The organism is Actinomadura sp. KC216 (assembly GCF_004348535.1).
Classification (GTDB): domain Bacteria; phylum Actinomycetota; class Actinomycetes; order Streptosporangiales; family Streptosporangiaceae; genus Spirillospora.
Window position 1 is genome coordinate 1 of sequence record NZ_SMJX01000246.1, and the last position, 12,382, is coordinate 12,382.

Genomic DNA, 12,382 nt, shown 5'->3' on the forward strand with positions numbered 1-12,382 from the left:
GTCCGGGGACAGGAGCGTGACGATCAGGACGAGGAGCCCGGCGGCCCCGGCGACGGCGAGGACGTCCGGGAGCCACGGCGCGCCGTCGATGGGCGCGCCGGTCGCGCCGAGACCGGCGGCGACCTGGCCGACCGACCGGACCGACACGCCGCCGAAGAGCACCGATCCGGTGACCGCGGCGACGACGAGGAGCGCCCCGGTCTTCACGGCCGCGCGGACGCGGTCGGGATGCGGGCGGACCGTGAACCGGTCCCGTTCCAGCCACAGCGCGCCGAGCCCGGCGGCGAGCAGCGGCAGCCGCCACGCCGGATCGGCGCCGGTCAGGGCGGCGAGGAGCGCGAGGACGACCAGCATGACCAGCCCGTACCAGGCGGCGCGGCGGCGCAGCAGGACGCCGCGGGCGACGAGCGCGAGCGCCAGGCCGAGGGCCACGGCGTGGACGGGCGCGAACGGGCCGCCGACGACCGTCCGGGAGAGCCGGGCGAGCCATGCGGGGGACGCCGCCAGCGCCGGTGCCGCGACGAGCACGGCGACCACCAGCGTCACGGCGGCGAGCGGCCAGACCGGCCGCGCCCGCCGGGATGAATCGCCTGCTTGCACGAGGGACACCTCCGCTGCGCCCACTACCAAGATCCTTTGGACGTCATTCCCCGAACCGGATCTTCTACCACGTGGGCCCCATCCGTCCCAGGGTTAGGCTCATGAGGGTGAAGAGGCTGCTGATCGTCCACCACACGCCGTCTCCGTCCGTCCAGGCGATGTTCGAGGCGGTGCGGGCGGGCGCGTCCACCGACGAGGTCGAGGGCGTGGACGTGGTGTCCCGCGCGGCGCTGGCGGCCACCGCCGTGGACGTCCTGGAGGCGGACGGCTACCTCCTCGGCTCGCCCGTCAACCTCGGCTACCTCTCCGGGGCGCTCAAGCATTTCTTCGACCAGATCTACTACCCGTGCCTGGAGGAGACCGTCCGCCGCCCGTTCGGGGCGTTCCTGCACGGCAACAACGACGCGACCGGCGGCCTGCGGGCGCTGGAGTCGATCACGACCGGGCTGGCGTGGAAGAGCGTCCAGCCGCCCGTGGTCGTGGTCGGGGAGCCGTCCAAGGCCGATCTCGACGCGTGCTGGGAGCTCGGCGCGATCACGGCGGCCGAGCTCGGCGAGGTTTAGGGTCTGCGTTCTCCGGGGCGGACCCCGGTACCGTGCCGCCATGAACGGTTTCCGTCATGTGGTGATGTTCAGGTGGGCCGAGGGGACGACGACCGGCCAGCAGGACGAGGTCGCGGCGCGGCTCCGCGAGCTGCCCGCCGTGATCCCGGAGATCCGGGAGTACAGCCTGGGCGCCGACGCGGGTGTGAACCCCGCGGCCTACGACTTCGTCCTGGTCGCGGACTTCGCCGACCAGGACGGCTACCTGGCCTATCGCGACCACCCGTCCCACCGGGCGGTGGTGGACCGGTACATCACGCCGATCACGGCGGAGCGCGCGTCCATCCAGTACGCGACGTGAGCGCGGCCGGGGGCCGCTCGTCACACGCCGCCACGAGTACCTAACAAGCGCTTGTGTCCGAACGATTTTCGGGTTACGGTCACCGAAGACGCCCTCCGGGGACGGATCGCGCCCCGTCCCCGGCGGGCGCAACGGCGGCCCATCCGGCGAAGGTCGCCCATCCCGCGACGGAGTCGTCCACGCGAGGCCGCCCCGACCGTCGTACCGTTGCGGGCGTGACCGCCACCACCGACGACACCCCACCCCCCGCACCACCGCACGCCGGCAGGACCAGCCTGCCGCGCGACGTCCCAGGCGAGGTGTGTTCGTGATCCGGGTGGTGCTCGCCGACGATCAGTCGCTCGTTCGCGCCGGGTTCCGCTCGCTGCTCGACGAGGGCGACGGCATCCAGGTGGTCGGGGAGGCCGAGCACGGCGGCGAGGCGGTCGAGCTGGCCCGCGAGCTGCGGCCGGACGTCGTCCTCATGGACATGCGGATGCCCGAGGTCGACGGGCTCGCCGCCACCCGCCGCATCGTGGCCGACCCCGCGCTGGAGGACGTGCGGGTCGTTGTCCTCACCACCTACACCGACGACGACTACGTGTACCTGGCGCTGCGGGCGGGCGCGTCCGGGTTCCTGGTGAAGGACATCGAGCCGGACGAGCTGCTGCGCGCCGTCCGGATCGTCGCGGGCGGCGAGTCGCTGCTCGCGCCCGCCGTCACCCGCGCCGTGATCGAGGGGTTCGTCGCGCGGCGCCCGGACCCGGCCCGGCCGGCGGTGGCGCTCGGCGGGCTCACCGGGCGGGAGCGCGAGGTCGTCCGGCTGGTCGGGCGCGGGCTGTCCAACGACGAGATCGCGGCGCGGCTGGTGCTCAGCCCGCTGACCGTGAAGACGCACGTCAGCCGGGCCATGGGCAAGCTCGGCGCGCGGGACAGAGCGCAGCTGGTCGTGCTGGCCTACGAGTCGGGGCTGGTCACGCCCGGCGCCGCAGGCTCATGATCTCCTCGCGGAGCTCCTGCGGGGTCGGCGCCTCCAGCAGCCGCGGACCGGTCCGCAGCGGCACCATGGCCCACCACGATCCGGTCGACTCGCCGTACCAGACGCGTACTCCGGGGAACTGCTCCTGAAGGCCGCGCGCCGTGGCGGCGCGCAGGGCCGCGGGCGTGGGCTCGTCGCGCCCCCCCGGGCCCCGCTGAGCCGTCATGCCGCACACCCCCAGGTGATCTCTCCAGCAACGGCGTTCCCACGGGCCAAGGCGTCACCCCTACTCGGCAATTAGTGACTAAGCACACTATGGGGGCTAGGGGACTCGCACCGTGGGATACCGCGCCGGATGTACTCCAACGGATGTAGACGGCAGGGGCGAATGACACCGTCCGCCCGATGTGTCGAGCCTGGTCGGAGGGAACGCTGGAGCTGCCGTCACATTCCCGGCCGCCCGGACGTCATCCGGGTCAGGGCGACACGTACACGAGGGTGGTTTCCATGAGATTGGCCAGGCTCGCCCGGTTCTGCTACCGGAGGCGGCGCCTCACGGTGGCGGGCTGGATCGTCGGGACGATCGCGGTGATGGTGCTCGGGTTCGGCTTCGCCGCCGAGCCGCTGAACGACTTCACCGGCGGCGACTCGGGATCGGCCAAGGCGTCCGACCTGCTGGACAGGCACTTCCCCGACCAGAGCGGCGACTCGATCACGCTGGCGGTCCGCGCGGACGCCGGCGTGAACAGCCCGGACGCCAAGCCGCGGCTGCAGGAGGCCATCGACCGGCTCGCGAAGACGCCGCACGTGGCGTCGGTGTCGTCGCCGTTCGAGACGCCCGGGCAGATCTCGCAGGACGGGAAGACGGCGTTCGCGACCGGCAACCTGGACGTCCCGTCCGACGACATGCCCAAGGCGGACGTGACCGCGCTGCTCGACGACGTGCGCAGCGACACCGGGCCCGTCCAGATCCAGCTCGAAGGCGCCGCCGTGGACCTCGCCGAGACGCCGGGCGGCGGTCCTTCGGAGGCCATCGGCGTGCTCGCCGCCGTCGTCATCCTGCTCGTCGCGTTCGGGTCGGTGCTGGCGATGGGGCTGCCGATCCTGACCGCGCTGTTCGGCATCGGCTCCGGCCTCGCGCTGATCATGCTGCTCGGGCACGCGCTGCCCGCGCCGTCGTTCGCGCCCATCGTGGCCGCGCTGATCGGGCTCGGCGTCGGCATCGACTACGCGCTGTTCATCGTCACCCGCTACCGGGAGGAACTCCACTCGGGGAAGGACCCGGAGGAGTCGACCGTCACCGCCGTCACCACCGCCGGACGCGCCGTGCTGTTCGCCGGCACCACCGTGGTGATCGCGCTGATGGGCCTGTTCGTCATGCAGCAGAGCCTGCTCAACGCCGTCGCGGTCGCGGCCGCCACCGCCGTGCTGATGACGATGCTCGGCGCCGTGACGCTGCTGCCCGCCCTGCTCGGCTTCGCCGGACGCTCCATCGACCGGCTCCGCGTGCCGGGATTCGGCAAGACCCGCGGGCGCCCGCTGGCCGAGCGGTGGGCGCGGGTCGTCCAGGCCCACCCGGTCGTCGCCGGGCTGTGCGCGGCGGCCGTGCTGCTGGTGCTGGCCGTGCCCGCGCTGTCGATGCGGTTGAGCCTGCCCGACTCCAGCACCCAGCCGCACGACCACAGCGGCTACAAGGCGAGCCAGATCATGGCGGAGGGCTTCGGGCCCGGGACGTCCGCGCCGCTCGTCCTCGTCACCGAGGGCGGGAACCCCGCGGACGCCGGACGGCTCGCCGCGGCCGTCCGCGAGACCCCGGGAATCGCCGCCGTGCAGCCGCCGTACACCAGCAAGGACGGCGCCGCGTCCATCGTCATGGCGTTCCCGGCCACCGGGGCGCAGGACGAGGCGACGCCGAAACTCGTCCACGAGCTGCGCGACGACGTCATCCCCCGCGTCATGGACGGGACCGGCGCGCAGACCTACGTCGGCGGCCCGAACGCGGGCGCGATCGACTTCGCCGACGACGTCAGCACCCGCCTGCCGTGGCTGATCGCCGTCGTCGTCGGGCTGTCGCTGCTCCTGCTCGTCGCGCTCGTCCGGTCGGTGACGGTGGCGCTGCAGGCCGCGCTCATGAACCTGCTGTCGATCGCGGCGGCGTACGGGGTGCTGACGGCCGTCGTCCAGTGGGGGTGGGCCGGGAGCCTGCTCGGGTTCCCGACCGACATGCCGGTGACGACCTGGGTCCCGCTGATGATGTTCCCGATCCTGTTCGGGCTCTCCATGGACTACGAGGTGTTCCTCGTGTCCCGCATCCGCGAGACGTACGAGTCGGGCGTCCGCACCCGCGAGGCCGTCGCGCTCGGCCTGTCCCGCACCGCCCGCGTCATCACGGCCGCCGCGGCGATCATGGTGATGGTGTTCCTGTCGGTGCTGCTCGGCGCGGACGTCGCCGTCAAGCAGATGGGCCTCGGTCTCGGCGTCGCGATCCTGATCGACGCGACGATCGTGCGGCTGCTGCTCGTCCCGGCGCTGATGGAGCTGTTCGGCGAGGCGAACTGGTGGCTCCCGCGGCCGCTGGCGCGGCTCCTCCCGTCCCGCCACGCCGCCACCGCGGAGTCCCGTCGGAACGGGGTGCGGGTCTGACCCCGGCGCCGGGGGCCTAGTGCAGATTGATGCCGTCGAACATCACCTTGAGGTAGTGCTCGGCGAGGCCCTCGGCGTTCAGCCGGCCGCCCGGACGGAACCAGCGGACCGCCACCCAGATGGTGTCGCGGATCATCCGGTAGGTGAGCTTCGGGTCGAGGTCGGCGCGGAAGAGGCCCTTCCCCTGACCCGTCCTGAGGGTGTCCACCCACATTTTCTCGACCTCGTCCTCGGACTTGGTGAGATAGGCGAAGCGGTCCATTCCCTTGAGGTAGTTCCAGTCGTTCTGCATCAGCGTGACGGCGGCCCGGTGCGGCTCAAGGGTGGCGAACGCCACCCGGACGAACCCGGCGATGGTGTCGCGCGGATTCTCGCTCCGCTCGAGCACCGCCCGATAGGACGACATGATCTCGCTGAAGAAACTCGACAGGATCTCGTCGGCGATCGACTCCTTGGAGTCGAAGTGGTGGTAAAGGCTGCCCGACTGGATGCCCGCCTCGTCGGCGATGTTGCGGACCGTGGTCGCCTGGAATCCCTTCTCGGCGAACAGTTCCGCGGCGAGCCGCACCAGATGCTCGCGCCGTTCCGACGCGAGGGGAGCCGATCCCTTGCCGCGGCGCCGGGCACCGCTCTCGCGGGCCGCGCGGGGCCTGGATCGTCCGGATTCGGCGCTCGTCGTCGTCACCCCCTCATTATGCCGTCTCGCCCGGTCGCCTGCTCGATCGTCGCGACCAGGGTACGCGCCCGCATCAAGCGCTTGCTATGTTCGAGCGCCGCGCATCCCGCATAGGCTCGGGGGCATGCCCGATGTGATCGTTTTCGACCTGTACGGAGTGATCGCCCGCACGCAGACCCCCGCGGCCGTGCGGCGGATCGAGGAGGTCGCCGGCGTCGGGGGGACGCCGTTCTGGGACGCCTACTGGTCCTGCCGCCCCGCCTACGACGCGGGCCAGGCGAGCGCCGACTACTGGGCGGTCGTCGCGGGCACCCTCGGCGTCGCCTTCCCCGACGTCCCCGCCCTGATCGAGGCCGACCTCGACAGCTGGACGGACGTCGACGACACCATGGTCGCCCTCGTCCACGAACTCGCCGACCAGGGCCGCACCCTCGGCCTCCTGTCGAACATCATCGGCGACCTCGTACCCCGCTTCGAGGCCCGCCACGGCGACTGGCTCTCCCGCTTCGACGCGCTCACCTACTCCTGCCACATCGGCGTCGCCAAACCCGATCCCCGCGCCTACGAAATCTGCGCCGCCCGCCTCGGCGTCCGCCCCGCCGACGTCCTTTTCTTCGACGACACCGAACGCAACGTGGTCGCCGCCCGCAAAACCGGAATGCAGGCCGAACTCTTCACGTCCCCAACCCAAATCCGCGCCATTCTCTAACGAACGACGGCGCCCCCAAGGGCCGGTGGTCGATCCACGGGAACGAGGCGGCTAGGACGGCGGGGGGAGTTCCTGGGCGGCTTCGGTGGCTTTTGAGAGGCGGTCGCGGAGGGTGCGGACGAGTTCGTCGCCCTGTTCGGTCAGGCGCTCGATCGCGGGGAGGGCCAGGTCGTCGCGGACGGTGTCGGCGAGCAGCTCGTCGTACTCGTGCGCCTTCTCGGCGATCGTCTCCAGGTGGCGCTGGGCGCGCAGGACCTCGTCGGCCTCCCTGGCGCGCTCGGCGTAGCGTTCGAGGGCCTCGACGCGGCGGGTCACGGCCGCGACGGAGATGTCGAGCTTGTCGCGCAGCGGGCGCAGCGCCGACGCGACCTCGGGGAGCGTCGCGGCGCCCTCCATCTCCGCCTGGTCGGCGCGCAGCTTCGACTGCCGGGCCAGCACCTGCGCGATCTCCCATTCCTGGCGCGGCAGCGTGACGGCGTTGTCGACGGCGTCCAGCAGGCCCTCGCGGTTGACGGCGGAGTCCTGGACGGCGTCGACCGCCGCCTGGACGCGTGCCAGCAGAGCGCGGCCCTCGTCGTCGAAGTCCTCCGGGGTGAGGTAGCGGTCGCGGCGCCGTTCGAGCTCGCGGGCGCGGCGCAGGTCGAGCGACACCGACGGGGTGCCGAGCGCGACCAGGACGGCGAGCATGCCGAGGGCGATCAGCCACAGCGAGCCGAGCACCGGCGAGCCGAGCAGGCCGAGGCCGAGGACGGTCAGCGGCGTCAGCCACAGCAGCGGCCTGCGGCGCGCGACGAGCGTGTCGAGGTCGGCGCGCAGGGCCGGGTCGGCCACGGGGCGGGGCTCGGCGGGTTCGCCGTCCTCGGGGGTGCGCGGCGGCGCGATCCGGCGCCAGTACGTGGAGATGTGGGTCTCGAACGCGAAGTCGGTCCGCGCGATCTCGATCTCGGTGGGACCTTCGGGCAGCGGCCACGAGCCGACCGGTTCGCCCCCGCCGGGGCCGGTGAAGCGGACCCACCAGCCGCCCTTGCCGTCGTCGCACCGGTAGCGTCCCGGGGCGACATCGATCCCCACGAAGTACGTCCCGACTCCCGGTATGGAGTCGCTGAATGCGCCACTGGTCACCGGCGGCCTCCGACCCGACTGCTCCGCCACCCCCCGCCGTCTCCGGCGAGGGTCCGTTCGGCCCGTAACAGGAAAGACGTCCGGGGGACGGCACAAGTTGCCGTACCCACATCCGTGTCCGGAAAGCCGCGCCGGGTTTGGAATACTCCACGCGTGCGACCCGATCACGATCCCCGCGACGATCCGCCCTGGGCGATGCAGCTGGTGGTGCGCGCCGAGAAGGCGGACCCGCCCGATCACGCCGCGGTCTGCGAGGCGGCGGCGAGCGCCGTCGTCCGGCTGCTCACCGACCCGCGGGCGATGGACCCGGACGGGGAGTGGCACGGCGCCGTCCGGGAGTGGGAGGCGCGCCGGATCCGGAAGGTGACGCGGCGGGCGCGGGGCGTGCGGTGGCCGGAGGCGGAGGCGCTGCCGGGCGTGACCGTCGAGCACGCGGGCGCGCAGGTGCGCGCGTTCCCGCCCGGCCCGGTGGCGGACGTGCCTTCGGCGCTCTCGAAGTTGCAGGTCGCGGGGCTCGATCTGGCGGAGGGGGAGCCGGGTCCGGTGCCCGAGCCGCCGTACGCGGTGATCGCGATCAATCCGGACGTGACGATCACGACCGGGAAGGCCGCCGCCCAGTGCGGGCACGCGGCGCAATTGCTGCTGCGTCAGGGGCGGCGGAAGGACCTGGCGGCGTGGGCGGAGGGAGGGTTCCGCGTCCACCTGACCAGGGACGTTCCGTGGAAGCAGTGCGTGAAGAAGGCGACGGTGGCGGTCCGTGACGGCGGGTTCACCGAGGTTCCGCCCGGCACGATGACCGCCATCGCCTGGATCGTGCGTAAGTAAGGGTGAACACCTTCATCCGGCCTGCCCGCGACGGGCTGGCCTGCGCGGACCGGCCGAGGACGAAGTGTTCGAGAGGGCGGCGTGCCGGGTGGCCCCCGCAGCCCGGCACGCCGTTCAGCTCCTCTGATCAGGGAAGGGTGACCGCGACCGGGTCGATGCCCGCCTTCCGGATGAGGGACGGCAGCCGTCCCGCGAACGGGTGGTGATCGGTCGGCAGGCCGCGCGGGTTGTCGATCACGTAGTGGACGACGTCGCCGCTCTGCCTCTCGGCCCAGGCCGCGCCGGCCGACCGCAGGACCGATGCCGCCTTCGCCGCGTCGGCCGCCTTCACCGACACGCGGATCGGCGACTCGTAGGACGGCAGCGCCGCCGCCCGCTCCGCCGCCTTCGCGGTGGCGCCCGCCTGCGGGGCCTTCGCACCGGACGGGTCAGGTCCGAGGATCGCGTTGTAGAGCAGCGTGGCCGTCCCGTCGGTGAACGCGCGGAAGTTGGGGTCCGCCGCGAACAGCACGGACCGTCCCGCGCCCACGGGCTGGTCCACGACCGCCGCGGTGCCGCCCAGCTCGGACGCGCCCTGCTCGAACCCGGACACGAACCACTCGGGCGAGTCCGCCGCCGGGTACGACACGACCACGCCGCTGGACGCCTTCATCACCGGGTCGTAGGAGGTGAAGTTCCAGGCCGTGGCCCCGACGTTCGCGGCGAGCGGGCTCGCCCCGTCCACCTTCACGCGGAACAGCGTGCCGGGGATGTCGGACGTCGGCTCCGCCAGCGTCGCGGTCGTCAGGCCGAGCAGCGCCGCCAGCTCCGTGCCGCCCTGCCAGCCGATGTAGCGGCCGCCGTCCCGCGTCCACTGCTGGAGCGCGGCCCGGCCGGTATCGCCGAGCGCGTCGTAGGCGGGCTTGGACGGGCCGTCCGGCGTCACCAGCACCTCGACACCGGACAGCTTGCCCGCCGCCACGTCCGCGGGTGTCAGCAGCGTGAACGGCAGCTTCCAGTCGCGGTCGAGGCGGTGCCGCAGCCAGCCGGTCGACTGGCGCGCCGCCGACGACGTCGCCGACAACTGCAGGACGCCGAGCTTCGGCGCCTTACCGTCATGGCCCGGACGCGGCGCCGGCAGCGTCTTCACCGGGGCGGCCTTCGGGTGCAGGACGGCCCCGGACGACCCGCCCGACACGTTCCCCAGCAGCGGCAGGCTCCACGCCGTCACGTCGTAGAAGTACGGGAACGGCGTGTAGGAGTCCTCGTTCAGCATCGCCTGGATCCAGTGCTTCTGGCCCTGCGCCATGGAGATCCAGTACGTGCCCGCGGGGAGCGTCGTCTTCGCCTCGGGCTGCCCGTACGCCTTGAAGTCGGGGACCTGCAACGGCCGGACGAGCTTCTTCACCTCCACGCCCATCCGCTGGAGCCGCCGGACGATGGTGCGCACCTCGTCGCGCTTGGCCGGGTCGTCGTCCCGCAGGAAATAGTTCCGGACCGGACGGTCGGGCACCTGCCGGTCGATCTGGTTCGGCGGGTTGTAGACCTGGTTGGGCTCCAGCTTCCCCGCCTTGCCCTGCGCGTAAGCGTCCACCGTCATCTGGCGCCACTGGCTCAGGATCCGGTGCCGGTTGCGGGCCGCGGCCGACAGCGTCACCCACTGGGTGAGGTACTGCTCCTTCACCCGCTCCGGGTACGGGCTCTCGCCGCCCTTCTCGAACGTCATCCCGGCGGCATGGAACGCGCTCGTCGGCACCGTGTCGCCATAGCCCTGGTAGAAGAGGTCGTACACGTCCCTGTTGAAGTAGTCGATGCCCTGCCGCGTGAACTCGGCCGCCATCGCCGCGCCGTACAGGTCGTTGATCCAGCCGACCGCCTGCTCCGGCGTCTCGTGGTAGACCGGGTCGGCGTTCGGCGGGAAGAAGTACGACGTCCCGCCCATCTCGTGCGCGTCGATGTAGAGCGCGGGCGGGTACTCGTTCAGCATCGCGAGCTTGCCGTCGGTCTCCGGCTGCGTCCGCGCGAACCAGTCGCGGTTCATGTCGAAGCCGTACGCGTTCTGCCGCGTGCCCGCCTCCCGGCCGTCCGGGTTCTGCGTCGGCAGGACGACGACGAGCGCGTTGTCCAGGATCGCCGTGGCGGCGCAGTCGGTGCGGTCGCCGAGGTCGCGCAGCACCTTGAGCGCGGCGTCGGTGCCGCTCGGCTCGTTCCCGTGGACGTTCCCGCTCACCCACAGGATCGGGACGCCGCGCTCGGTGATCCGCTTGGCCGGCGCCTCCGGCGTGCGCGGGTCGCGCAGCTGCCCGGCCTCCCGCCGGACCTTCGCCAGCCCCGCCTTGGAGATGAGTGCGGGACGTCCCACGATCGCGTACTTCAGCGGACGGCCCTGCGCCGACCTGGCCAGCGTCCCGGAGATCACCCGCTCGCTCTTCGCGGCGACCGTCTCCAGGTACTTGTCCGACTCGGCGGCGGTGGCCTGCCGCTCACCGAGCTCGAAGCCGAGGACCTGCTTGGGGGAGGGGACCTCGCCCCGGTAGACCGGTTCGGTCTGCGTCGGATCGCATCCGGACGGGGCCAACGGGGGTTGTGCGGCGGCGGTCCCGGCGGGCGCCGTCAGCGCCGCGGGCACCGCCAGGGACACCGCCACTAGCAGTGGCGACACCAGTTTTCGGGCTCTCATGAGCCACAACGTCGCACCGTCCGGAAGCGCCACCAAGGGCAACTTCTGCCAAGATCAGTCGTGTCTCCCGGGGCGGGGACGCGGGCCGGTCAGCGCGGCGGCCCGGTTGATGGCCTGCAGGGCGAACTCCTGCGTCCGGGTGAGCCGGTGCGGGCCGCTGGACGAGCCGTCCCGCGGGTCGCCGGGCGCGGCGTCGCCGTCGTCCGGCCGCGGCGCGCTCGCGAGCTGGGCCTTCGCGCTCAGCCCGTACGACAGGAACAGCAGGAGGACGAACCCCATCAGGTAGAGCAGGTGCTGGAGGAGCCCGCCCCACCTGCCGGTGAACACGTCCAGGACGGCGAACATCGCGAACCCCGCCATCCACCCGGCCGTCGCCGGGACGAGCAGGAGGTCGCGGCGCAGCGCCACCCCCGCCACCGCGGACAGGACGAGCGCCGCCTCGACCAGCTTGACCAGGACGAGGATGCCGGTCGCCGGTCCGGAGGCGAAGTATCCGTCGATCTCGTCCTGCCGGTCGCTCCACAGCAGGAACCCGCTCAGCAGCGCCGTCAGGCCGTACGCGATGAGGAACACGCCGACCGCGTAGTGGAACCGGTGCCACGTCCGCGCGCCCGCGCGGGGCCGGGACGGCGGCGGGGGCGCCTGCCCGGGGCCCGGGTCGGCGGCTCCCGGGGCGGCTCCCGGGGCGGCGCCCGCCGGGACGCCGAAGACCGGAGTGGCGTCCGGGTCGGCGGCTGGATCCGGGCCCAGCGTCATACTTCGCCCCCAAGTCCTGTTCATCTGCTATGCGCAAGATATCCCGGATAGCCGCCAGCCGACGTCCGAAACGCGCGCCGCCCGCCGGGCCCGCGCAGAGGCCCGGGAGCGGGCCCGGCCCGGCCGAACGGCCCGGTGGTGCTTGCGCATGAGCGGACGAAGGGGGAGGCTGGGACCCCGTCGGGCCGCGCGGAGTCCGTGAGGAACTGCCGTGAGGAACCGAGGATGACGCCTGACGATACGGGAACCACCGCGCCTTCGAGGACGCGGATCGAACTTCTGGAAGAACTCGGCGACGAACTGGTCGAGCGCGGCTTCCGGGTGCGGATCGTCCTGCCCCGGGACCAGTCGCCCGTCCTGCATGTGATGAACCCGGACGCGTCCGCGCTGACCGAGAACGTCATGGCGGAACAGGCCGCGGACGGCTGGTGGTACTGGTGGTCGTGGGCCGAGCGCATCGCGCCCGCCGACGACGCGCCCACCGCGGCCGCCAGGATCGCCCAGGTCCTCGCCACCCGCTGACCCCACCAC

At 72.5% G+C, this 12,382-nt stretch carries 13 protein-coding genes; 7 read left to right on the plus strand and 6 right to left on the minus strand.

Going from position 1 to position 12,382, the window contains the following annotated elements:
- Positions 1 to 624, minus strand: a 624-nt coding sequence (locus E1264_RS31445) for a hypothetical protein (RefSeq protein WP_207936487.1), incomplete at its 3' end; no start/stop codon positions are given.
- 83 nt (positions 625 to 707) lie between these two features.
- On the opposite strand from E1264_RS31445, the gene E1264_RS31450 reads away from it, so the two are divergent.
- From E1264_RS31450 to E1264_RS31460, 3 genes are all read left to right on the plus strand, one after another.
- The gene (locus E1264_RS31450; RefSeq protein WP_132179226.1) at positions 708 to 1,163 is read left to right on the plus strand and encodes an NAD(P)H-dependent oxidoreductase; all 456 of its coding nucleotides are present in this window, start codon (positions 708 to 710) and stop codon (positions 1,161 to 1,163) included.
- Between the two features lie 40 nt (positions 1,164 to 1,203).
- Complete coding sequence (locus E1264_RS31455; RefSeq protein ID WP_132179205.1) at positions 1,204 to 1,503, plus strand: Dabb family protein; 300 nt, start codon at positions 1,204 to 1,206, stop codon at positions 1,501 to 1,503.
- Between the two features lie 307 nt (positions 1,504 to 1,810).
- Positions 1,811 to 2,482, plus strand: coding sequence for a response regulator transcription factor (locus E1264_RS31460; RefSeq protein WP_132179207.1), 672 nt, complete (start codon positions 1,811 to 1,813; stop codon positions 2,480 to 2,482).
- On the opposite strand, the gene E1264_RS31465 is transcribed toward E1264_RS31460, so the two are convergent.
- Entirely contained in the window at positions 2,457 to 2,687 is a 231-nt protein-coding gene (locus E1264_RS31465) for a hypothetical protein (RefSeq protein ID WP_132179209.1), read from the minus strand. The genes E1264_RS31460 and E1264_RS31465 overlap by 26 nt on opposite strands.
- 281 nt (positions 2,688 to 2,968) lie before the next feature.
- Here E1264_RS31465 and E1264_RS31470 point away from each other — a divergent pair, with 281 nt between their 5' ends.
- The gene (locus E1264_RS31470; protein ID WP_132179211.1) at positions 2,969 to 5,104 is read left to right on the plus strand and encodes an MMPL family transporter; all 2,136 of its coding nucleotides are present in this window, start codon (positions 2,969 to 2,971) and stop codon (positions 5,102 to 5,104) included.
- Positions 5,105 to 5,120: 16 nt separating this feature from the next.
- Here E1264_RS31470 and E1264_RS31475 read toward each other — a convergent pair whose 3' ends face one another.
- Entirely contained in the window at positions 5,121 to 5,789 is a 669-nt protein-coding gene (locus E1264_RS31475) for a TetR/AcrR family transcriptional regulator (protein WP_132179213.1), read from the minus strand.
- Positions 5,790 to 5,904: 115 nt separating this feature from the next.
- Between E1264_RS31475 and E1264_RS31480 the strand changes: the two genes are divergently transcribed.
- Positions 5,905 to 6,489: an HAD family phosphatase gene (locus E1264_RS31480; protein ID WP_132179215.1), complete on the plus strand. Its 585-nt coding sequence runs from the start codon at positions 5,905 to 5,907 to the stop codon at positions 6,487 to 6,489.
- A gap of 51 nt (positions 6,490 to 6,540) precedes the next feature.
- Here E1264_RS31480 and E1264_RS31485 read toward each other — a convergent pair whose 3' ends face one another.
- On the minus strand, positions 6,541 to 7,611 hold the full coding sequence (locus E1264_RS31485) for a hypothetical protein (protein ID WP_132179217.1): 1,071 nt from the start codon (positions 7,609 to 7,611) through the stop codon (positions 6,541 to 6,543).
- A gap of 153 nt (positions 7,612 to 7,764) precedes the next feature.
- On the opposite strand from E1264_RS31485, the gene E1264_RS31490 reads away from it, so the two are divergent.
- Positions 7,765 to 8,436 (plus strand): peptidyl-tRNA hydrolase, encoded by a 672-nt coding sequence (locus E1264_RS31490; protein WP_132179219.1) that lies wholly within the window; start codon positions 7,765 to 7,767, stop codon positions 8,434 to 8,436.
- A 127-nt stretch (positions 8,437 to 8,563) separates the two neighbouring features.
- On the opposite strand, the gene E1264_RS31495 is transcribed toward E1264_RS31490, so the two are convergent.
- Both E1264_RS31495 and E1264_RS31500 read right to left on the minus strand, forming a co-directional pair.
- Positions 8,564 to 11,095: a M14 family zinc carboxypeptidase gene (locus E1264_RS31495; protein WP_132179221.1), complete on the minus strand. Its 2,532-nt coding sequence runs from the start codon at positions 11,093 to 11,095 to the stop codon at positions 8,564 to 8,566.
- A 54-nt stretch (positions 11,096 to 11,149) separates the two neighbouring features.
- On the minus strand, positions 11,150 to 11,851 hold the full coding sequence (locus E1264_RS31500; protein WP_132179222.1) for a hypothetical protein: 702 nt from the start codon (positions 11,849 to 11,851) through the stop codon (positions 11,150 to 11,152).
- Between the two features lie 225 nt (positions 11,852 to 12,076).
- Here E1264_RS31500 and E1264_RS31505 point away from each other — a divergent pair, with 225 nt between their 5' ends.
- Positions 12,077 to 12,373, plus strand: a complete 297-nt coding sequence (locus E1264_RS31505) for a hypothetical protein (protein WP_132179224.1) — start codon at positions 12,077 to 12,079, stop codon at positions 12,371 to 12,373.
- Positions 12,374 to 12,382 lie beyond the last annotated feature (9 nt).

What these genes read in the sequence shown, in the direction of transcription:
- E1264_RS31480 (WP_132179215.1), top strand. Translation starts at nt 5,905, where the DNA reads ATGCCCGATGTGATCGTTTTCGACCTGTACGGAGTGATCGCCCGCACG.
- E1264_RS31505 (WP_132179224.1), top strand. Translation starts at nt 12,077, where the DNA reads ATGACGCCTGACGATACGGGAACCACCGCGCCTTCGAGGACGCGGATC.
- E1264_RS31500 (WP_132179222.1), bottom strand. Translation starts at nt 11,851, where the DNA reads ATGACGCTGGGCCCGGATCCAGCCGCCGACCCGGACGCCACTCCGGTC.
- E1264_RS31465 (WP_132179209.1), bottom strand. Translation starts at nt 2,687, where the DNA reads ATGACGGCTCAGCGGGGCCCGGGGGGGCGCGACGAGCCCACGCCCGCG.
- E1264_RS31495 (WP_132179221.1), bottom strand. Translation starts at nt 11,095, where the DNA reads ATGAGAGCCCGAAAACTGGTGTCGCCACTGCTAGTGGCGGTGTCCCTG.
- E1264_RS31470 (WP_132179211.1), top strand. Translation starts at nt 2,969, where the DNA reads ATGAGATTGGCCAGGCTCGCCCGGTTCTGCTACCGGAGGCGGCGCCTC.
- E1264_RS31455 (WP_132179205.1), top strand. Translation starts at nt 1,204, where the DNA reads ATGAACGGTTTCCGTCATGTGGTGATGTTCAGGTGGGCCGAGGGGACG.